Below are 22,493 nucleotides of genomic sequence, written 5' to 3'. Positions count from 1 at the left end.
GGCGTAATATTTTTTTTATCAGAGTAAAGTAGCTTTTTGCAACATTAAGAGTATTTAATGCATCATAATTTCCATAGTGAAGACTTTTAATATAATAATTTTAGTCCAAGACTAAATATATAATATTATGAAACTAAACTACTTATTTACATGCTTATTTGCTTTTACGCTCTTTAGCATAAATGCACAGCAAAAAACACTGCTTAACAAGGATGGTGAACGCATAAGAGGAACAGCAATAGCGATTGGGAAAAGACCATATGTAACAGCTTCAACAAGTTTTTGCATGGATCCTAATGGATGGCAACAAATTAAAGATAGGCATTTAAATGCTGTACGAGTATGCTGGATTGGAGGTTGGTACAATAGACGAGGATTTAATAGCACATCAGACTATTGGGGTATACCAGACCCAAGCAGTCCAAGTACCCACGATACCCATCCTCTTATTGTAGCTTTAGATCAATCCGTAGCGAATGCTGTTGCAAAGGACATGACCATTATCATTAATTATCACAATACAGGCGAACAATCAACAGTAAATTATAATGGCACGACCTTATTACCGGAAAGTACTCAGTGAATGAAGCAATTTTGGCAAGTTGTTGCACCAAGGTATAAGGACAATCCTAATGTTATATACGAAATCACCAATGAGCCATTATTTAATTTTACTGAATACTATAATATCAACCAAGGCGATTATTATAATACTAATGGAACTTCATTTAAAAATGACTTACTAGAAATATACGATCAAGTTAGAGCCGATGCCCCCGAGAGACAGGTAATAATGTTTTCCTTTAACGGCATCCACCAGAGTACTATGGAAAATGCAATTAATGCCTACAGAAATGATATCGACTGGGACAAGACTTCAGTTGGTTATCACATGTACCAACAAGACAACGGACAGCTTCCTAGAAAGTTATCTAGAAACTATAGGATGATATGTACGGAATGGGATTATGCAAATAGCGGTCACTCTTATGTTAAAACAGTAGATGGTTATGAAGAAAATTCACAAACTTTGGAGCTGTATCAGCATTCCTGGTTAGATTGGAGCAGTTGGAACGATGTTAGTTTAAATAGTATAGATAACTATCTAATACCAGATGCTACATCCAAGGGTTATAAGTGGTGGAATGTTGCCCCAACTTCGAATAAAAAGATCACATTTAGGGCTAAAGGGACAAGTGGTACAGAAAATGTAAGAGTCTTAGTAAACAATCAAGTGGTGCAAAATTTTTCACTATCAAATCAACTAGACAATTATACCACCACAACACCTTTAACAGGAGATGTTAAATTAGAATTTACAAATAATAGTTCTGGATCCACAAATGTCCATACAGATTATCTAGCTTTTGGAGATATGATTAAAGATTCTGAAGAAATGGTTGAAAACACAGGGGTTTATCAAAACGGCTCTTGTGGGGGGATGTTAAGCGATAAACTTAATTGTAGTGGTTATATTAATTATGGTGAATTTAGTTCTGCTAATATTGGCGGAAATTATAATGTTACTGTTAGGGCTAAAGGTATTACTGGACAGGAAAAAATAAGGTTGCTTATTGGTTCTTTAGTGATAAAAGAATGGAGGCTTACAAACAGTTTTGTTAACTATGTAGCCTCAACAAACCTAGATGGAGAAATAAAAATTCAATATATAAATGATACAGAAACCGGAGGTGATGTACAAGTAGATTTTATAGAGCTGGGAGCTATTATATTCCAAGCAGAAGATATGCCTACAAATACGGGAGTTTGGACAGGAACAACTTGTGGAGGTATACAAAGTTGCAATGGATATATTGCTTTTCCTTCGAGATCAGCAAGTCAATCATTGGATTACAATATTACTATAAGAGCAAAAGGTATAAACAGCCAAGAAACAATAAGATTGTTAGTAGGGGATATATTAATAAACGAGTGGACGCTTACTTCTAGTTTTTTTGACTATACAGCAACCACGAATTTAGATGGAATAATAAAAGTTCAATACATAAACGATACTGAATCACGAGGAGATGTACAGATCGATAATGTTAAGCTTGGGATTACTAATATATATGAAGCAGAGGATATGCCTACAAATACGGGGGTTTGGACAGGAACAACTTGTGGAGGTTTGCAAAGTGAATTTATGCATTGTAATGGGTTTATTGCTTTTCCTTCAAGATTTGCAGGTCAATCAGTTAATTATAATGTTACAGTAAGATCAAAGGGGGTTGGTAATCAAGAAATAATAAGAATGTTTGCAGGTAATGTAGTAATAGGTGAGTGGACACTAACTAATAGTTTTGTTGATTATACGGCCACTACAAATTTAGATGGCACTATAAAGGTTCAATATGTGAACGATGCTCAAACAGGAGGAGATGTACAGGTGGATTATGTAAAGTTTGGTTCGTCTACTATATACGAAGCAGAAGACATGTCTACAAATACAGGTGTTTGGACAGGAACAACTTGTGGAGGTCTGCAAAGTGAGTTTTTGCATTGTAATGGTTATATTGCTTTTCCTTCATATTTTCAAAACACTTCAAAAATTGATAATTCAACAAAGCAATTTTCAAACTTAGTAGATGTTGACTCTGAGTTACCTTTAAAGTTATACCCAAATCCTGTAAGCATAAATGGGAACCTGTATTTTGAAACAATACACTTATTTAACGATACTTCGATAAAAGTTATGGATGTTATGGGGAACATTGTCTACACGGGTACCTTAAAGAAAGGAAAGTCTATTAAGTGTTTAAATTTAAGAGACACTGGCATAACTAGTTCAGGCTTGTATTTTATACGTTTTGATGACGGGATGAAAACAAAGGTTAATAAGGTGTTAGTACGATAATTGTCATTGTAATAAATATTACCTGTTTATGAATTATATGAACATTTCCAATAGAACAAACAAACTCAGGAAGACGAAAAGCTTCGAATTTATGAATTCTGATTACAAATTGGGTTAATCGGTTTTGTGAATAATTACATATGAAGTAATATTATGAAGACATACTTCTTTATATTATCATTTTTATTTCAAATTCTGGTAAGCGCTCAAAATAAGGCACTTTATTTTACAGGCGATTTTAGATTTAGAATAGAGCAAGATTGGGATTCCAGAAAGGCAGATGGAACATATAGAGAAGATAGAACACGTTTGCGTTACAGGGCTCGTTTAGGTGCTTTTTATAACTATAATGAAATTGTATCTTTTGGAGTTAGGATACGTACCGGAAACCCGATAAAACAACAAGACCCGCAGTTAACCTTAGGCGATAATTCCAAGGAGTTTGGTTTGCTTCCCATAGGATTTGAAAGGATTTATGCTAAATTTAATACTGATTGGTTTTCGGCATGGATAGGTAAAAACACATTTCCATTTAAAAAAAACACGAATTATTTTGGAGTGATAACGTGTTTCCAGAGGGTGTCGCCCTAAATGGAAAATTTAACTTTAAGAATCAATTTTTAGAATCTCTAGAAATTAATACAGGACATTTTATTATTGCTACAAATAGTACCGATTTTACAGCAGATAGTTATTTTCAAGGACTTCAATTGGTTACTTCGTTTTGGGAAGATAGATTGGTCTTTTTTCCAGCAATGTATTATTTTAATAATATTCCTGATGTTCCTGATGGTAACGAAACCTATAGTTTAAATTACGCTATAGCTAATATTGGTTTTCAAATCGTGATGATGAAAGAAAAAAATATTAAACTAGAAGTTGATTTTTACCAAAATCTAAACAACTTATCTGTCAATAACTTTGTTTCCCAGGTCTTTAGAAATCAAAAAAAAGGAATTGTTACTGCAACTGGTATGGGTAAGCTAAATAAAAAAGGAGATTGGAAAACACTTGTAACATATACATATTTAGAGCGGTTTGCTGCTGTTGATTTTCTGGCACAAAATGATTGGGCTAGATGGGATTATAGTTCGCAAGGTTCTCCAGATGGAAGATTGACCAATTTTAAGGGCTTAGAGTTGATGGTAGGTTATGCTTTGAGGGAAAACATGAACCTTACAATGCGTTTTTTTACTGTTAACCAACTTGTGTCTACTGGATTGAAAACAGAAACAGGAAATAGAATAAGGTTAGATTTTAACATAGGGTTTTAATATTATACTAATTAATTGCAATAAACTTCTGAGGGCTATGTCTAGGGGAATAGACTTCGATTAAAATTAAAAAATATTCACTTTTAGTTAAATTTATCTTCCAATTGCAACATTTTTACTATTAACAGCTATAAAAGTTACAGGGGTTAAAAGCTGTATTTACTTGTTTTGTCCAAAACCAAAAGAAGTAAAAATAAATATGAAATATATAGTTTGTGATGAGCCAGGAAAGTTCTTGTTAAAAGAAAAAGAAGCACCTGTTCGTAAAGAAAATGAAGCTTTATTAAAAATAAAAAAAGTTGGGATTTGCGGAACGGATTTACATGCTTATTCTGGTAATCAAGCCTTTTTTACATACCCTAGAATTTTAGGACATGAGTTGGCTTCCGAAATTGTTGAGATTGGTGAAAATGAACGCGGATTAAAGGCAGGCGATCAAGTAGTCGTTATGCCTTACGTAAGCTGCGGAAAATGTATTGCGTGTAGAAATGGAAAAACCAACTGTTGTACGAATATAAGTGTATTAGGCGTGCATTCGGACGGTGGAATGCAGGAGTTTATAACCGTACGCCAAGATTTATTGTTGCCTGCAAATCATTTAACTGATAACGAAATGGCAATTGTAGAACCCTTGGCTATTGGCGCACATGCTATCCGTAGAGCTCATATTCAGGAAGGAGAAACTGTAGTTGTTGTAGGTTGTGGACCAATTGGTATTGGAATGGTGAAATTAGCCCAAATAGCTGGGGCAAAAGTAATTGTTTTAGATGTAAACGATGCCCGTTTAAAATATACCAAAGACGCTATTGGCGCCGATTATGTTATAAATGTTAATGATAATCCCGTAGAAAAAATAGCTAAAATTACCAATGGTGATATGGCAACTGCGGTTTTCGATGCTACAGGTTTTAAAGGAGCATTAGAAGTAGGTCCAGATTATATGGCGCATGGTGGTCGTTATATTTTAGTTGGTTTGTCGAAAGGCGATTTGGTCTTTAATCATCCTAAAATACACGCTAAAGAAACCACCATTATGTGCAGCAGAAATGCAACAACAGAAGATTTTGAACACGTTATTAGTGTGTTAGATCAATTTCCAACGGAATCATTTATTACACATCATGTTGATTTTACGGATATGATTGCACATTTTGACAGTTGGACAAATCCTGAAACAGGAGTAATAAAAGCAATGGTAAAATTTAATTAGAAGCACATGGTTAGTAGTTACGCACAAATAGATCCGAAAGATAATATCATAGTTGCCATTCAGGGATTGACAAAAGGTACAAAGGTTGAAATAGGAGAAGAACGTTTGGTACTTAAAGAAGATATCAAACAAAAACACAAGTTCGCTTTGCATGATTTTAATGTAGGGGATGAGATTTTTATGTATGGCGTACTTATAGGAAAAGCAATTTTGCCAATTTCAGCAGGATGCGCTATTACTATAGAAAACGTAAAACACGCGTCTTCAGATTATAAAGAAAATAAAGAAAAGTATTCTTGGACAGCTCCAGATATTTCAAATTTTAAAGATAGAACCTTTAATGGATATCACAGAAACGATGGAAAAGTAGGAACAGCAAACCATTGGTTAATTATTCCTTTAACCTTTTGTGAAAACCGAAATTTAGATGTTTTAGAAGGAGCGCTTTGTGAAAAATTAGGATACGAAACCAAGAAAGATTTTGCGGTAGATACCGATGCGCTTATTCGCCAGTATAAAGCTGGAGCGTCTGCTGAAGATATTTTTAATACGCCTATCATAACAACAAAAGAAGAACTTTCTAAAAACAGAATATTTCCAAATGTTGATGGTATCAAGTTTTTAAAACACGATGGTGGCTGTGGTGGTATTCGTCAAGATTCTGAAGTATTATGTAAACTTTTGGCAGGATACATTGCAAATCCTAATGTCGCTGGTGCAACCGTTTTTAGTTTAGGTTGCCAGAACGCACAAATAGAAATGTTACAAAACGCTATTGACGCTATAGCCCCAAATAATAAAAAACCAGTACATTATTTAGAGCAGCAACGTAGCGAAAGTGAACGTAAATTGATAGAAGAAGCCGTTAAACACACTTTTATAGGCTTAACGGAAGCTAATAAAATAGAACGCCAACCTGCACCTTTAAGCAAATTAGTTCTTGGGCTAGAATGTGGTGGTTCCGATGGGTTTTCAGGAATATCGGCAAACCCAGCTTTAGGCTATGCATCAGATTTATTGGTTGCATTAGGCGGTAGTCCTGTTTTATCAGAATTTCCAGAATTAAACGGTGTGGAGCAAGACATCATCAACAGATGTGAAACTGCAGAAGATTCTAAGAAATTTTACAATTTAATGCGCGCCTATTCGGCATCAGCAGTTGCTGTAGGGTCTGGTTTCGAGAATAACCCATCGCCAGGAAACATTAAAGATGGTTTAATTACCGATGCGATGAAATCTGCAGGGGCAGCTAAAAAAGGAGGTACATCGCCAGTAGTTGAAGTTTTAGATTATACAGAACAAGTAACAAAGCCCGGATTAAATTTATTATGTACACCAGGAAACGATGTAGAATCGACCACAGGTTTAGTAGGTTCTGGATGTAACGTCGTGGTTTTTACCACAGGATTAGGAACACCTACGGGAAATCCTGTCGCACCAGTATTAAAAATGTCAAGTAATACTGCGCTTTTTGAGCGTATGAATGATATCATAGACATTAATGCTGGGACGGTAATTAGTGGTGAAGATACCATTCGGACTATGGGAGAAAAAATTCTAGATCACGTGATTAGCGTGGCTAGTGGAGAGACTGCATCGAAAGCAGTGCTTCATGGAAATAACGATTTTATTCCTTGGAAAAGAGGGGTTTCATTATAAAAACAGGAACATATCAAAATGAAAAAATTAAATAGAACAACAGCAAACAAACCTGTACAATATCCTGTGCGTGTCATGCAATTTGGAGGAGGAAATTTTTTAAGAGCCTTTTGCGATTGGATGTTTGATGTCTTAAATAAAACAACAAATTTTAACGGAAGTGTTGCTATTGTAAAACCAACAAAAAGTGGTGACTACACAGCATTAAGAACTCAAGAAGGTTTGTTTCATGTGGCTTTAGATGGCGTTAGAAACGGAAAATTAATTTCTGAAGTCACCTTAGTAGAATCTATAAGTACCATTATTCAACCGTATAGGCAGTGGGACGAATATTTGGCTTTGGCGGAAGCACCGGAAATGCGTTTTATAGTCTCTAATACGACTGAAGCAGGAATTAAATTTTCTAGTACCGACCAGCAAACAGATTGTCCGCCAGATGAATTTCCTGCAAAATTAACCCTATGGTTACACCATAGATTTATACATTTTAATGGAGCTGCAGACAAAGGCTGTATTTTATTACCCTGTGAATTGATTGAGGATAACGGCGAAGCCTTGAAAAGCAGTATTTTAGAATATGTGAAACTTTGGGACTTAAGCCAAGAGTTTGAAGCGTGGATTGTAAACCATAATCATTTCTGCAGTACGTTGGTCGACCGCATTGTATCTGGTTTTCCTGAAGACCGAAAAGGTGCCATTATTAACCAAATAGGTTTTAATGATGATTTGTTAGTTGCAGGTGAAGATTATCACAGCTGGATTATAAAAGGCCATGATTTGGTTCAAGAGGAATTGCCTTTTGCTAAAACAGATTTAAATGTTCAGTTTGTTGATGATTTGTCTGATTACAGAGAAATGAAAGTTCGTATTTTAAACGGGGCTCATACCTCATTAGTTCCTGTAGGTTATTTAGCCGGCCTACGAACTGTAAAACAAAGTATGGACGATGCATTGGTTAAAAATCATGTACTGGAGGTGTTGTCATCAGAAATAAAACCAACCTTAACTAATTTTACCGAAAGTGAAGTCGATGCTTTTATAAATGCAGTTATCGATCGTTTTAAAAATCCAACATTAAAACACTTTTTACTAACTATTTCTTTAAATAGTACCTCTAAATTCCAAGCAAGATTATTGCCTGCTTTTAAAGAATATACGACGTTAAATGGTACGTTTCCAAAGCGCATGGCTTTTTCTTTGGCTTGCATGATTCGTTTTTATAAAGGGAGTTTTAACAATGAAATTATTAACATAAACGATGATGCGAAAGCATTAAAATTTTTTAAATCGGAATGGAGCAAGGTCGATGAAGGTCGTCAGACTTTATCTGAATTAGTTCAAAATACTTTGGCCAACAAAAATATTGTAGGCGATAATTTATCTGCTTATAGTGGATTAGTCGCTTTTGTAACAGAAAAAATTCAAGACCTAGAACATAAGGGCGTAAAATATTGTCTAGAAAATTTATACAAACGTAGTTATGAATATTGATTCACATCAACATTTTTGGAAATACGAACCTGTTAAACACAGCTGGATAGATGATGATATGGCTGTAATTCGTAAAGATTTTATGCCGTTAGATTTAAAAACTGTTTATAAACAAAACAACATCGATGGTTGCGTGGCTGTTCAAGCAGATCAAACTTTAGAAGAAACTGATTTTTTAATAGACTTGGCCTCAAAAAACGATTTTATAAAAGGCATTGTAGGTTGGGTAGATTTTAGTGGAAATGATATTGATGCAGTTTTAGAACATTATAGTCAGTTTGAAAAAGTAAAAGGATTTCGTCATGTCGTTCAAGGTGAAGCAGATTCTAATTTTTTATTAAGATCCGATTTTTTAAACGGTATATCAAAACTTGAAAAATACAACTTCACCTACGATATTTTGGTGTTTCCACATCAATTAGGGGCGGTTTTAGAGTTTGTAAAACGATTTCCGAACATCAAATTTGTAATCGATCATATTGCAAAACCTTACATTAAAGATGGATTTTACGAGGGCTGGGCTGTGCTAATGACCGAAATTGCAAAACAACCTAATGTGTATTGCAAATTGTCTGGCATGATTACCGAAGCCGATTACAAAACATGGACGTATCATGCATTGCTGCCTTATATGCAGTTAGTTTTAAATGCTTTTGGAGCAGACCGAATTTTATTCGGATCGGATTGGCCGGTGTGTTTAGTAGCTGGAAACTATGAACAAGTAAAAAAAATAACAACCGAATTTATAGCAGAATTAAGTCCAGAGGAACAACAAGCCATTATGGGATTAAATGCTGTGAAATTTTACAATTTATAAATGAAGAAACGATGAATACTAGACCAACATATATAGAAGGCGATTATAAAAAAAGTGAATTTTTTAATAATCAAAGCAGATTGGTTTGTGGCTGCTCTGGGCTAGGTGGGGTTTGGAGACCGATAGAAGAACAAGATGCTATTGGCACTTTAACTTATGCTTTAGAACATGGAGTTCGTGTTTTCGATACGGCGCCATCTTATAATAGATCGCAAGAATTTTTAGGAAAAACACTAAAGTTATGGACTGGAGAAAAACCATTTATTAGTACCAAAGTAGGTCGTTTGCGTGCCGACAGAGCCGATGATTGTATCGTTGATTATTCCACTGAAACCATGAGAAAAAGTGTGTATGAAAGTTTGGAGGTCATCGGTATTGATAAAATTGATTTATTGTTTTTACACGAGCCACATTTAGTACCTGTAGAGCGTATTGACGAGATCATGAAATGTTTAAACGGTTTAAAAAACGAAGGTGTTGTAGATAGACTTGGTATTGGAGGAAATCCAACGGAACCTTTTTATCCGCATATGATTAAAGAAAATTTTGATGTGCTTTCCGGCTTCTTAAAAATGGATGCCTGCAATTTATCGGGGTTTGAAAGAGATATTCCTCAAATTCAACAAGAAAACATTGCTTACTATGCTGCATCTGCCTTGCATATGGGGTTATTAGGAAGACGTTTAGAACAGTATAATAAAGAACGTCCTAATAACGAATGGGTAACGAATTTAGATGTAGATACCGCACTTAAAATTAATGAAATAGCTAAAAAGCATAACATACCATTATCAAGATTGGCCTTACGTTATGTGTTTTCAATAAAAGAAGCAGACCGCGTTGTAGTTGGGCCAACCAAAAAAGAACAAATGGTAGATTTGTTAAATGCTTGGGATGAAGGGAAACTTGAAGAATCTATTTTCAATGAAATTACAGATACTATAATAAAAACCAAACAATCTAATTAGTTGGTTTTTTATACACAAAGCTTACTTAACAATATAGAATATTAACAAATGAACACTAGCACAAAACCGCCAACAGTACCTAAACAACTACTTTTTCCCTTTATTATTATCACTTCATTATTTGCCTTATGGGGTATTGCTAATGATTTAACCAATCCGATGGTCTCTGCTTTTAAAAAAGTAATGCCTGAATTGTCTAATATGCAAGCATCGTTAGTACAGTTTGCATTTTACTTTGGTTATTTTTTCATGGCTTTACCCGCAGCATTGTTTATTAGAAAATTTAGTTATAGATCAGGAATTCTTTTAGGTTTATGTTTGTATGCTACTGGAGCCTTTTTATTTTATCCTGCTGCAGCTTTTCAGGAATTTAATTATTTTTTAGTCTCTCTTTGGATTATTACTTGTGGTTTGGCATTTTTAGAAACCACCTCTAATCCTTTAATTTTAGCTTTAGGAGATAAAGAAACTGCTACACAACGTTTAAATTTAGCTCAAGCTTTTAACCCTATTGGTTCTTTAATGGGGATGATTGTAGCGCAACAGTTTGTGATTTCTGCATTAAGATCTGATGATAAAAATGAGGAAGGAGAATTGGTTTATGATACCTTGTCTGAATCTGCTAAAGCAGTAGTAAGAGAAAATGATTTGGGAGTAATTAGTGTTCCTTATATCATTTTAGGATTGGTTGTATTGGCAATAACAGTAGTAATTATTTTTACAAAAATTCCTAAAACAGCAGAGGAAGATAAAATGAGTTTATTGGAATCTTTTAAAATATTATTTGCTAATAATAATTATGTTCAAGGAGTTATTGCTCAAGCATTTTATGTGGGAGCTCAAATCATGTGTTGGACATATATTTTTCAATACGTAGATAATATCAATGAGAGCTTACCAGAAAGCGAAGCGCTAACTGCTACTTGGTTTAACGTAGCAGCCATGGTAATCTTTTTATCAGGTAGGTGGATTGGAACAGGAATGATGAAAACAATGAATCCTTCTAGAGTCTTAATGATGTTTGGTTTTGGAGGAGTAATATTTGCGGCAGGTGCTATTTTATTACCCGGAACTGTAGGATTATATTCTTTGGTGTTAATTTCCTTGTTTATGTCTATTATGTTTCCAACTATTTACGGAATTGCCTTAAAAGATATGGGAGATGAAGCTAAAATTGGATCTGCTGGTTTAGTTATGGCCATTGTAGGTGGTGCATTAATGCCAGTATTACAAGGAAGTATTTTAGACTGGGGAGGATCAGGATTTTCTGATATAAAAATTCTAGGATATATTCCTGAAGTAAATTTCTCTTTTATTTTACCATTAATTTGTTTAACCGTGGTTACTAGATACGGTTATATAACCTATAAAAAATCAAAATAAATGAGTACAAAAAGATTTTGTTTGACTTGCGATTTAAAAGATGATCCTAAGTTAATAGCTGAATATAAAGAGTACCATGCAACAGGAAATGCTTGGCCAGAAATTACAAAAAGCATTAAAGATGCTGGAATTGTTGATATGCAAATTTATTTATCTGGAAATAGGATGTTTATGATCATGGAATGTGACGAAACTTTTGATCCAAATAAAAAAGCTGAAATGGATGCCAAAAACCCTAAAGTGCAAGAATGGGAACAGTTAATGTGGAAATACCAACAAGAACTACCATGGGCTAAAAAAGGAGAAAAATGGGTTGAAATGGAACAGGTTTTTAAGCTTTAATTTGTTATATACTAAATTCTCCATTACCAAACTAATATTTACGTGTTCACTATTAATAGGAAATCAAACGGTATATGTGTTTGGAAACTAAAGAATAAATGAGGAATGATATGGAAGTATAAAACATGTTGATAATGAAGGGGGGATTTAATTTCTACACATTTTAATGAAGTCGTATAGATTTAGTAGTATATATTTCTCTGTATTTTATTATTAGTTTATATCGGTTATTTTTAATAGTATACTATAAAAAACGTTTCTTCTCTAGGCATATTGGAAAATATAGGATAGTCCTAATTATGATTTTTTATGTGAGGATATGAATGTTAAGTTCAGTTTTTTGTGGCTATTATACTGATAACAGTAGTTTTTTTTAATGAATTTAATGTCGTTGCTTCAAAATTAATATTATGTGAGTCATAATTACTATTCAAATTTTATACTCGATTGTAATTTTATCCCCCAAGACTTTTAAACACAATAAATAATACATAAACCATATTGCATTATCGGAAATTGGTTTATGTGTTTCTTTAATAGATAATTAGAGATAAGGTTGGTGTTCTAGTCTTTTAATATAACTAAAAGTTAAACTTTAAAAGTAATTAAATATCGTTTATGAAGAAGTTTTTGAAGGGAATGCATTTGTTGAAGAGTTTTACACTGGTAATGTTTTTATTGGTGGTAAGTTGTAAGTCTAATCATGTATCAGAAAAAGAGAAAAAAATAAATGAAAATGAGTCAAGTAGAATAGATGAAGTTCCAAAGGCAAAAGGTACGTTATTGTCGCAAAAAGGAGAAATTATTAGGGCAGCACCTATTGCTATTGGTAAATCTAATTTCATGAAGGAAACTATTAACATGGCTAGAGATCAAAAAGCGTATTCTAATTTAAAAAACATAGGATATAATGCGGTGCGTTTATGTTGGGTAGACCCCTGGTTTAAACGAGAAGGAAAAGAATATTGGAATGTAGATGAAATTCTGCCTATAATAGATGAGGCGGTATCATACACAAGGGCGTTGGATATGACTTTAATTATAGATTATCATGAAGTCGGAGAATATGTTAAGTCTAGAGGTTTCGGTATGATGGAAGAGTTTTGGGAAAAGGTAGCACCAAGGTATAAAAATAACCAACATGTTATTTATGAACTGAATAACGAACAGACATGGGAGCTAAAAGATTATTTATCTAAAGATTTTAAAACAACAATGGAACGGGTATACAAAAACGTAAGGAAAAAAGCACCGAACAGGCAGATTATAATGTTTTCTTTTAATTCATTGGCCTATGATTGTAAAAAAATTGTAGACGATTATGAATGGATAGATTGGGACTACACAACAGTTGGTTTTCATATGTATGGTCAACCTAATGGCGATTTAGAGCGTGAAGAAGCAAATTTTAAAAATCTTATAAAAAACTATAGTGTTATATGCACGGAATGGGATTATATAGGTGCTCCTTTTGATAAGCCTGAAGAACCTTATCTATATATTAAAAACTTTTTTGATGTAAAGGTAATGTCTGAAATATTTGAAAAATCAGGAATTAGCTGGGCCGATTGGCGAGGATGGAATGATGCCACCCCAAATGAATACCTTGAGATTCTAGTACCTGATGCCAAAGAAAAAGGTTATTGGTGGAACTAGAAAAATAAAATATAAATACTAATATTTAAACTACAAAGATGCAAAAATTGAATATAAGAATCCTAGTGTGTATTCTGTTTATTTGCGTTTCAAGTGCTGTAATAGCACAGAAGCAGAGACAACTACATGTTGATGTACTCCAAGAAAAAGGCCCACACTCTAAATCCTTTCAAATGTGTGTTGGAGCAGGGAGAGCAAACGAGGGGCTAAGAGCAGATTGGCAAGAGCAGTTAAGAATCGTAAAAAATGATTGTGGATTTGAGTATATCCGATTTCATGGCTTGCTACATGATGATATGGGCGTATTTAGGTATGATAAGAAGGGAGACCCAGAATACAATTGGCAGTATATCGATAAGTTATATGATTTTATTTTAAGTATAGATATGAAGCCTTTTGTGGAGTTGTCATTTATGCCAAATGCTTTAAAAACAAATGATAATACAGTTTTTTGGTGGAAAGGAAACGTTTCGCCTCCAAAATCGTACGAAGCCTATGGGGAACTAATTTATAAACTAGTAAAGCATCTTAAGGATAGGTATGGCGATGAAGAAGTTGCTACTTGGTATTTTGAAGTTTGGAACGAGCCCAACTTAAAATCATTTTTTAGTGGCACTCAAGAAGAATATTTTAAAATGTATAAAACGGTAGCAGAAGCCGTAAAACGGGTGTCAAAAGATTATCGTGTTGGAGGTCCAGCAACTGCAGGTGGCCAATGGGTGCCAGAAACGCTTCAATATTGTGAAACCAATCGAGTTCCTTTAGATTTTATTGCTACACATACCTATGGAGTTAAAGGGTTTTTAGACGAGTTTGGAGAAAACAACCTTATTATGAAATCTAATCCGCATGAAATGTGGGAAAAGGTACAGCGTACAAGAGGTATGATTGATAATTCTGTTTTTAAAGGTATCGAACTGCATTTTACCGAATGGTCTTCATCTTATTCAAATACCGATCCTGTGCATGATACCTATCAAAATGCACCTTATATTTTAAATACATTAAAAAATTCAGAGCATCATGCTACTTCTATGTCTTATTGGACATTTACAGATGTTTTTGAGGAAGGCGGTGTGCCCCGTGGGCCTTTTCATGGAGGGTTTGGTTTGTTAAACCTTCAAAATCTAAAAAAGCCAACCTACTTTGTTTACAAGTACTTAAACCAATTAGGAAAAATAGAATTGGAAAACAATGATAAACAATCTTGGGTGTGCAAAAGTGAGAATGAAGTGCAAGCCTTGGTTTGGGACTTTACCTTTTTAGACCAAAAAAGAGTGTCTAATAGGGTATTTTATAAAAAGAACCTTCCACCGGCATCAAAGTCTGAGGTAGATTTCTATGTGTCTAACTTAGAAAATGGAACATATATGTTAAGAATATATAAAACAGGGTACAAGCATAATGATGTTTATACCTCATATTATGAGATGGAGTCACCTAAAAATTTGTCCAAAAAGCAAATGAAAATACTTTCAGAATCTACTAGTGATGCCCCATTAATTTCTAAAATAGTAAAGGTGAGTAATAAGAGTTTTAAAACGAATATAGAGGTATTTGAAAATGATGTTTTTCTTATAAAACTAGAGAAGATTTAATTTTTTTGTACTGTTTTTTTAGGAATGTCAGGTCTTTTTGTGATTTGCCATTAAAAAAATCGATAAAAGACATCTAATAAAATTAATTTGAGATAATAAGAAATAATGAAGATTATTAATAATACAATTTTAAGTTCATTGTTTATTACAACAGCTTTTAGTTTTGTTTTTGGACAAGATCTAATTAATCATCCAGATTTAAAACAGTATAAAGAAGATTTAAATACTTATAATAATCAGGCTTATTCATGGACTGAGTTATACAGGCCACAATTTCATTTTACGCCTTTTAAGTATTGGCAAAATGACCCTAATGGGTTAGTATATTACAAAGGTAAATGGCATTTCTTTTTTCAGCACGATATAGGAGGTAATGCAGGACTTTCATGGGGGCATGCTACAAGTACTGATCTTTTACATTGGCAACATTTACCTCCAGCTATTCCGCAAGATAGTTTAGGGAAAATTTATTCAGGGAGTGGTGTTATCGATTGGAATAATACCTCGGGTTTTTTTAATGACAAACCAGGCTATGTAGCAATTTATACCTATCACCAACCACAAAACGGTTGGCAATCTCAAGCAATAGCTTATAGTCCAGACTTAAAGCATTTTTATAAATACAAAGGTAATCCGGTTATTCCCGAGTTACGAGATATAGTGGGGCAAAAACAAGATAAGGATTTTAGAGATCCAAAGGTTTTTTGGCACGAACAAACTCAAAAGTGGATTATGGTTGTAGCTGGAGGAACAGTTCGTATATTTTCTTCTCCAAACCTTAAAGATTGGACCTTCGAAAGCATTAATGAAGATATACGAACAGAATGTCCAGACCTATTTGAAATGGCTGTTGAGGGTCAGCCTGATGAAAAATATTGGGTAATGACTCGATCGGGGCAATGGGCAGAAATAGGAGACTTTGACGGACATGTGTTTACTCCAAAATTTCCTGTTCAAAAAATGAATGTTGGTCCAGATTTTCTTGCAATGCAATCTTTTAGCAATGCCCCAAATAACCGTCGTGTGGCCAATGCATGGTGTTACAGTTGGGGGTATGCAGGGAAATGGATTGGTTTAAATAGCCGAACACAATCTGTCATGTTAGAGCTAAGTTTAACTAAAAATAAAGAAGGTATACCAATATTAAGGCAGCTTCCTGTAAAAGAGTTACAAAATCTTAGGGGAGCACATTGGGAGTATAATAATCTTGTAGTAAATAATGATGAGATTGATTTAGATAGAGTTAAAGGAAAAGAATTAGAAATAATTGCTGAGTTTGAAGTCGGAACAAATGTAGAAGAGGTTGGTTTCACTATTGCAAAAGGTAAAGGAGAGCAAGGTACTCGAGTGGGGTATAGTATAAAGAACAAAGCCTTCTTCTTAGATCGATCAAAATCAGGATGGGATCAAGTCGGGAATATGGAGGCCGTTTGGGAAATTCCTGCGAATTTAAATAATAGGCGAGTTAAAATGCGTGTTTTACTCGATAGACAATTAGTAGAGTTGTTTGGAGAAGAGGGGGTGAAAAATATAACCGCTTGGGTTTTACCACAGCCTGCAAGTGATGGTGTTTCAGCGTTTTCAAAAGGCGGAACTAGTAAGTTGATTTCGCTTGATGTTTATGAGATGAAATCAATTCATCCAAAAACAAAAGGTAAGATACCAACTCGTATAGATATTTGGAAAGAAAAACACCTAGTGTCAGGTAGGAAATATTGGCTAAGTGCTCGTGCATATCCTAAAAACAATGCAAAATTGAGATGGAAAAGCAGTAATGATTCGGTGCTTCGAATTGTTAAAAATGAAGGAGATTGGGTGTTGGTTGAGCCACAAAAAGGAGGAGAAGTAAAGTTAACGGCTGGCTTGGATGAAAATATTCAAGGTACTTGTAATATAACTGTTTTAGAAAATACATTTAGAAGTAATATTCGGTTTTTGTATGATTCAAAAGGATGGAAGCACACAAAACATGGGATGACTCATTTTGGTAGATTATCACAAAACCATGGAGCCATTAAACTCCGTAATCAAAAATTAAGTGTAGATCTTCGTTTAGAAAATAGCGATGCTGTTGGGGGGCTAATAGCAAGAACAACTGGTAAAGGTTCTAATGGTGTTGTGTTTGAGTTGCGTGCTGCTGATAACTTGGTTGTTTATGGCCAACGAAATGTTAATAACAGTGAAGGTGTTACAGTACTGCAAACGGTGGATGCTAAAATTGAGACCAATAAAATATTTCATTTAGAGCTTACCTATTTAGACAAAGAGAAGGAACTTCAATGTGCTCTTGATGGGGAAGAAATGTTTAGGATTAAAAATTCACCAGTGAGTTGGGATTATAGTTTTGGTGTAACAGCAGAGGGAACAGCTTCGTTTCAGAACTTCAAAGCCGTCGATTTTAAATAAAAAACAAAAGCTATATATAAAAATGATAAATACAAGAATAGCCTATGCTGGAGATGATTTAGAACTTCAGTTGTAAAATAACTTATTTAAAAACTAAATAATAATGAAACGTAGTAAACAGGTTTTAAGTGTATTGATGTGCATTGCTTTTGTGTTGAGCTGTCAGAAACAAAAAGAAAGTTCAAATACAAAAGCTGAAGTTGTAAATCCATTGATTTTAAATCCAGATGCTCCTGTTAACGATAGAGTCAATGCTATTCTAGAGGAATTAACATTGGAGGAAAAGGTTATCCAGCTAGACGGTAATTACCCTCCTGGAATTCCAAGAGTAGGAATGCCAGAATATTTTTTTGGCAATGAAGCACTGCATGGGATTATGCGTCCTGGAAAGGCAACAGTTTTTCCACAAGCTATTGGTTTTGCTGCTAGTTGGAACCCAAGGTTAATTCATGAAGTAGCGACTGCAATTTCAGATGAAGCAAGGGCAAAACATAATGAAACTAATGGAGAAATGCAGTTGAAGCGTTCTTGTGGATTGTTAACTTTTTGGTCACCAAACGTAAACATGGCAAGAGACCCACGCTGGGGAAGAACAGCAGAAACTTATGGTGAAGATCCGTTTTTAACTTCCAGAATAGGAGTGTCTTTTGTAAAAGGTTTACAAGGGAACAATCCCAATTATATGAAAACTATTGCAACCCCTAAGCATTTTGTTGCCAATAATGAAGAACATAATCGGTTTGAATGTCAGGCTGATATCCCTGAAAAAGTATTGAGGGAATATTACCTTCCTGCATTTAAAGCAGCAATAGTAGAAGGAAAGGCGGGGTCTGTTATGAGTGCTTATAATGCAGTAAACGGGGTTCCATGTTCAGCAAATAAATTCTTGCTTACAGATGTACTTAGAAAGGAATGGGGTTTTAAAGGGTATGTTGTGACAGATTGTGGAGCTGTAGAACATTTACATCTTAAGCATAAATATGCATCTTCTTTTGAGGAAGCAACAGAAATGGTGATTGATGCTGGAGTAGATCTAGAATGCGGAAATGTATTCAGAAAATATCTCAAAAAAAGTGTAGAGGAAGACAGGATTAGTAAAACACAAATAGATACAGCGTTATCTCGGGTGTTACATGCTAAAATGGAACTAGGTATGTTCGATCCAGATGATCGTGTTCCTTTCAATAAGTTAAAAGGGGAGCTGGTAGGTTCTAAGAAGCATCAAAATTTGGCTTTGAAAAGTGCCGAAGAATCAATGGTATTGCTAAAAAATGAACTAATTAATGGAAACAAATTATTGCCAATAGATTCAGAAAAAATTAAAACCATTGCGGTTTTAGGGCCTAACTCTGGCATTGCCCAATTTGGAGACTATTCAGGTGTTCCTGTAAATCCTGCTGTAACGCCTAATTCTGGTATAAAGAAATTAGCAAAAACAAAAGGGATAGATGTGAATTATGTGCAATGGGAAGGCGATAATAACGATGATGAGTATGAATATATACCAATTCGTTTACTAAATTCAACTAACCAATCCAATGGAGGAAAAGGAATAAAGGCTAGTTATTATTATAATACGAATGATGTTTGGGGGCAACAAACAGCATCAATTGAACGTGTAGAAGATAAAATCCATTATGATGGGTACAATACTATTATTGATCCTGCTATACCTGAGGGTAAGTTTTCAGTTCAATGGAATACTTGGTTTACGGCGCCGTATACAGGAACATATAAATTTGCTATTACAGCAAATGATGGAGTTAAGTTTTCGGTAGATTGGGAACGAAAATTAGTAGAGTGGTATGATCAAGACAAGAAAACTCATAAAATAACTTTAGAGCTTGAAAAAGGAAAACGTTACCATCTGCGCTTAGATCATTACCACAACACAGGAAAGCCCTTTTTTGATATGAAGGTTTTAATGAAGCCTAATCAGGAAATCACTCCTTTTGAGCGTGAGATAAAAGCTGCTAAGGTAGCAGATATGGTAATTGCAGTTGTTGGTTTAGGGGATAAATTTGAGATGGAAGGAACGGATAAAACAACACTCAATTTACCACAACAACAACAAGACTTTATTAAGAAAATAATGAAAACCAACCCTAATACAGTTTTGGTTTTGGTAAACGGTAGTCCTTTATCTATAAACTGGGCAACTAAAAATGTCCCAGCTATTCTAGAAGCTTGGTATCCAGGAGAGCAAGGCGGTAATGCTATTGCAAATGTGTTATTTGGGGAGTGTAACCCAGGCGGAAAATTACCTGTTACATTTTATGATTCTGAAAATAACCTTCCAGATTTTAATGATTACGATATTAGAAAAGGAAGAACTTATATGTACTACAAAGGAGAACCATTGTATGAGTTTGGTTATGGTTTAAGTTATTCAACCTTTGAAATACAAAATTTAAGGTTGGAAAAAGAGAAATATTCTGAATCAGAAACAATGAAGGTTAATGTAGATGTTGCTAACACAGGAAATATCGATGGAGATGAGGTGGTACAGGTTTACATAAAATATGATAATGATAAAAATGCCCCTAAAAAGCTAAAAGGATTTAAAAGAGTTCATGTTAAAAAAGGTAGGAAGGACAATATAACAATTGAAATGCCTTTAAAATCTTTAGAAACATGGAATGTTAAAAAGCAAATATGGGAGGTTAAACCTGGAAGATATAGTGTTTTGGTAGGAAATTCATCTAAGAATATTCAGTTAGAATCTAAAATTAGTATTCAATAATTGTTTGGTTTATTATATAATTTAAAAATATATAATAAAGAATTTACAAAGGGGTTATTTGTTTTATTTCACAAAAACAAACTGGAATAGCAAGTTTTGTGTTTTGAAAAATATGGTTTTAGCAACTTATGTCAATACTATACTATTACAATTAATTTTATTAAAGTAAGCAGAAACTAAAGGGTGAAATGTAGACTCTTCTTAGAGAAAAAATAATCTTAAAGGAGATGATTAATTAATCAAGTAAATTTAAATAAAAATGTTTTTTTTAAAAAATATAAAGCTAGGACTATTGGTTTTAGTGGTATCACATAGTTTAATTTTAAGTTGTGCTAAAGGCTCTCATAAAGATTTATCTGAAAAATATATTTTAGATGGTATTCATAAAAACCCAGGAGAACCTTACCCTCAAAGTAATTTTATGGATCCTGGTTTTTTGGCCTCCATGGGCTATAACGGTCAAATAATTAACGATTTTGTATCTCCTGTAACAACAATCGATTATAATAATTATAAACAAGGGATGTTTCCAAATAATGAAGATCAAAAAAAATGGTTAGAGAAAAGAAGAGAGGTAACCAATGCTAAAATTGAATCCGCACATAAAGCTGGCATAAACTTATATTATTGGACAGATCTGTTTGTTTTGCCAACCACGATTATGAACAACAATGAAAAGGAATTGAAATCGGAAGTGAATAGTAAAATGAAATTTGATATTAATCAGTCTTTAACACAAGAATTGTTGAGATATATGTTACAGGAAGTATTCAAGCAATATCCTAAACTTGATGGGTTGGTAATTAGAACGGGCGAGATATATACGTTGGATACACCATTCCATAAAGGTGGTATTTTGTGTCATAAACCAGAAGACTATAAAGTTCTTATTGAAATTCTTCGAGAGGAGGTTTGTGTAAAACTCAATAAAAAAATTTTTTTTAGAACATGGGGGTTTGATGGATTTCATACAGATCCAGCATATTATTTAACTGTAACAGATGCTATTAAGCCACATCATAATTTAATTTTTAGTATAAAACATAATCGATACCATAGAATGAACCCGTTTAGTTCTGTGTTGACTTTGGGAAAACATCCTCAAATAATAGAGTATTCGTGTCAACGCTCATTCGAAGGGAAGGGAGCATATCCTAATTATATTGCTAAAGGAGCGATAGAAGGTTTTGAGGAGTATAAATTAATGGAGCCTGGGACAAACAAGAGTTTTTCAGATATAATTGACCACCCGAACATTGTAGGTTTGTGGTCTTGGTCTCGAGGAGATGGTTGGGCAGGACCATATTTGAAAAATGAACTATGGACAGAGTTAAATGCATACGTAGCGGTAAAATGGTTTAGAAATCCGCTATTAGAAGAAAGAGATATTATAAATGATTTTGCTAAATCTAAAGGATTAAGAGGGAAAGATATAGATCTGTTTAGAAAAATTTCATGGTTATCTGCTGATGCTGTGTTAAGAGGCCGAGAAAAGTATATCGGAGAAACAGAAGTTAATTACGATATGCCTGGACGGTTATGGATGCGTGATCATTATATGGAAGGTGATCAAGGACACTTTAAAGCATTACGTGATAAGATTATTGGCCAAGGACATGTTGAAATGGCTTTAAGAGAAAAGAAAGAAGCTGTGGAGTTATGGAAAGAAATTGTTAGTCTTGCTGAGCGATTAACAACAGAAGATAAAGATTTAAAAGATTTTATTATTACTTCATGTAAGTATGGACTTATAAAGTACAGTATTGTAGAACAATTTTGGACTATTTCTTTATTGGGAAAGCAAGGAGGCTTAGATGATAACTTAGGTAAACAGAGAATATCTAACGCAATAATTAAGTATGATGAATTATGGAAGGAATGGGAGGATTTATATGTTAATAATCCCAGTTGTGCAACCCTATTCAAAGACGAAGCCTTTTATTGTTATTTAGTAGATAAAAGACCAAATGCAGGAATGGGGTATACGGTAGAGAAATACAGAAAGTTAATAATGAACAAACAATGAGAGTAGTAAGTATATAAACCTTTTTTATTAAAATAAACTTCTCACCGCGTTTAGTCTAACATT

Annotated in this window: 16 protein-coding genes; all 16 read left to right on the top strand. The window is 34.0% G+C overall.

The annotated features are described in order from the left end of the window. Positions 1-127 precede the first annotated feature (127 nt). The 16 genes from JM658_RS07725 (at position 128) to JM658_RS07650 (ending at position 22,430) form a co-directional block, all read left to right on the top strand. A complete protein-coding gene (locus JM658_RS07725; RefSeq protein ID WP_236958655.1) occupies positions 128-583 on the top strand; it encodes a hypothetical protein in 456 nt (151 codons plus the stop codon). Then, the gene (locus tag JM658_RS07720; protein ID WP_236958677.1) at positions 584-2,857 is read left to right on the top strand and encodes a T9SS type A sorting domain-containing protein; all 2,274 of its coding nucleotides are present in this window, start codon (positions 584-586) and stop codon (positions 2,855-2,857) included. A 153-nt stretch (positions 2,858-3,010) separates the two neighbouring features. Then, a complete protein-coding gene (locus tag JM658_RS07715; RefSeq protein ID WP_236958676.1) occupies positions 3,011-3,448 on the top strand; it encodes a putative porin in 438 nt (145 codons plus the stop codon). After that, positions 3,424-4,131: a putative porin gene (locus JM658_RS17210; protein ID WP_236958675.1), complete on the top strand. Its 708-nt coding sequence runs from the start codon at positions 3,424-3,426 to the stop codon at positions 4,129-4,131. Before JM658_RS07715 ends, JM658_RS17210 begins: the two co-directional genes overlap by 25 nt. A gap of 199 nt (positions 4,132-4,330) precedes the next feature. Further along, entirely contained in the window at positions 4,331-5,341 is a 1,011-nt protein-coding gene (locus JM658_RS07705; RefSeq protein ID WP_236958674.1) for a zinc-binding alcohol dehydrogenase family protein, read from the top strand. 6 nt (positions 5,342-5,347) lie between these two features. Continuing rightward, a complete protein-coding gene (locus JM658_RS07700; protein ID WP_236958673.1) occupies positions 5,348-7,000 on the top strand; it encodes a UxaA family hydrolase in 1,653 nt (550 codons plus the stop codon). A gap of 75 nt (positions 7,001-7,075) precedes the next feature. Then, on the top strand, positions 7,076-8,491 hold the full coding sequence (locus JM658_RS07695) for a tagaturonate reductase (protein WP_236958672.1): 1,416 nt from the start codon (positions 7,076-7,078) through the stop codon (positions 8,489-8,491). After that, positions 8,481-9,308, top strand: a complete 828-nt coding sequence (locus tag JM658_RS07690; protein ID WP_236958671.1) for an amidohydrolase family protein — start codon at positions 8,481-8,483, stop codon at positions 9,306-9,308. The genes JM658_RS07695 and JM658_RS07690 overlap by 11 nt, the downstream gene beginning before the upstream one ends. Before the next feature lie 11 nt (positions 9,309-9,319). After that, positions 9,320-10,276 (top strand): aldo/keto reductase, encoded by a 957-nt coding sequence (locus JM658_RS07685; protein ID WP_236958670.1) that lies wholly within the window; start codon positions 9,320-9,322, stop codon positions 10,274-10,276. Between the two features lie 48 nt (positions 10,277-10,324). Beyond that, entirely contained in the window at positions 10,325-11,659 is a 1,335-nt protein-coding gene (gene fucP, locus JM658_RS07680; protein WP_236958669.1) for an L-fucose:H+ symporter permease, read from the top strand. After that, positions 11,660-12,001 (top strand): L-rhamnose mutarotase, encoded by a 342-nt coding sequence (locus JM658_RS07675; protein ID WP_236958668.1) that lies wholly within the window; start codon positions 11,660-11,662, stop codon positions 11,999-12,001. A 618-nt stretch (positions 12,002-12,619) separates the two neighbouring features. After that, entirely contained in the window at positions 12,620-13,657 is a 1,038-nt protein-coding gene (locus JM658_RS07670; protein WP_236958667.1) for a cellulase family glycosylhydrolase, read from the top strand. Positions 13,658-13,695: 38 nt separating this feature from the next. Beyond that, positions 13,696-15,255, top strand: coding sequence for a GH39 family glycosyl hydrolase (locus tag JM658_RS07665; protein ID WP_236958666.1), 1,560 nt, complete (start codon positions 13,696-13,698; stop codon positions 15,253-15,255). 105 nt (positions 15,256-15,360) lie between these two features. Continuing rightward, on the top strand, positions 15,361-17,661 hold the full coding sequence (locus tag JM658_RS07660; RefSeq protein ID WP_236958665.1) for a glycoside hydrolase family 32 protein: 2,301 nt from the start codon (positions 15,361-15,363) through the stop codon (positions 17,659-17,661). 103 nt (positions 17,662-17,764) lie between these two features. Beyond that, a complete protein-coding gene (locus tag JM658_RS07655; protein WP_236958664.1) occupies positions 17,765-20,404 on the top strand; it encodes a glycoside hydrolase family 3 C-terminal domain-containing protein in 2,640 nt (879 codons plus the stop codon). A gap of 259 nt (positions 20,405-20,663) precedes the next feature. Continuing rightward, positions 20,664-22,430, top strand: a complete 1,767-nt coding sequence (locus JM658_RS07650; RefSeq protein ID WP_236958663.1) for a hypothetical protein — start codon at positions 20,664-20,666, stop codon at positions 22,428-22,430. Positions 22,431-22,493: the final 63 nt, after the last annotated feature.

The organism is Joostella atrarenae (assembly GCF_021764745.1).
Taxonomy (GTDB): Bacteria; Bacteroidota; Bacteroidia; order Flavobacteriales; family Flavobacteriaceae; genus Galbibacter; species Galbibacter atrarenae.
The sequence above is the reverse complement of the archived record's forward strand: the minus strand, read 5'-3'. Positions and strand labels throughout refer to the sequence as shown.

Bases quoted from the DNA above. Each gene is read 5' to 3' on its own strand.
- JM658_RS07725 (WP_236958655.1), top strand. From the start codon at position 128: ATGAAACTAAACTACTTATTTACATGCTTATTTGCTTTTACGCTCTTT.
- JM658_RS07720 (WP_236958677.1), top strand. From the start codon at position 584: ATGAAGCAATTTTGGCAAGTTGTTGCACCAAGGTATAAGGACAATCCT.
- JM658_RS07715 (WP_236958676.1), top strand. From the start codon at position 3,011: ATGAAGACATACTTCTTTATATTATCATTTTTATTTCAAATTCTGGTA.
- JM658_RS07705 (WP_236958674.1), top strand. From the start codon at position 4,331: ATGAAATATATAGTTTGTGATGAGCCAGGAAAGTTCTTGTTAAAAGAA.
- JM658_RS07700 (WP_236958673.1), top strand. From the start codon at position 5,348: ATGGTTAGTAGTTACGCACAAATAGATCCGAAAGATAATATCATAGTT.
- JM658_RS07695 (WP_236958672.1), top strand. From the start codon at position 7,076: ATGCAATTTGGAGGAGGAAATTTTTTAAGAGCCTTTTGCGATTGGATG.
- JM658_RS07690 (WP_236958671.1), top strand. From the start codon at position 8,481: ATGAATATTGATTCACATCAACATTTTTGGAAATACGAACCTGTTAAA.
- JM658_RS07685 (WP_236958670.1), top strand. From the start codon at position 9,320: ATGAATACTAGACCAACATATATAGAAGGCGATTATAAAAAAAGTGAA.
- fucP (WP_236958669.1), top strand. From the start codon at position 10,325: ATGAACACTAGCACAAAACCGCCAACAGTACCTAAACAACTACTTTTT.
- JM658_RS07675 (WP_236958668.1), top strand. From the start codon at position 11,660: ATGAGTACAAAAAGATTTTGTTTGACTTGCGATTTAAAAGATGATCCT.
- JM658_RS07670 (WP_236958667.1), top strand. From the start codon at position 12,620: ATGAAGAAGTTTTTGAAGGGAATGCATTTGTTGAAGAGTTTTACACTG.
- JM658_RS07665 (WP_236958666.1), top strand. From the start codon at position 13,696: ATGCAAAAATTGAATATAAGAATCCTAGTGTGTATTCTGTTTATTTGC.
- JM658_RS07660 (WP_236958665.1), top strand. From the start codon at position 15,361: ATGAAGATTATTAATAATACAATTTTAAGTTCATTGTTTATTACAACA.
- JM658_RS07655 (WP_236958664.1), top strand. From the start codon at position 17,765: ATGAAACGTAGTAAACAGGTTTTAAGTGTATTGATGTGCATTGCTTTT.
- JM658_RS07650 (WP_236958663.1), top strand. From the start codon at position 20,664: ATGTTTTTTTTAAAAAATATAAAGCTAGGACTATTGGTTTTAGTGGTA.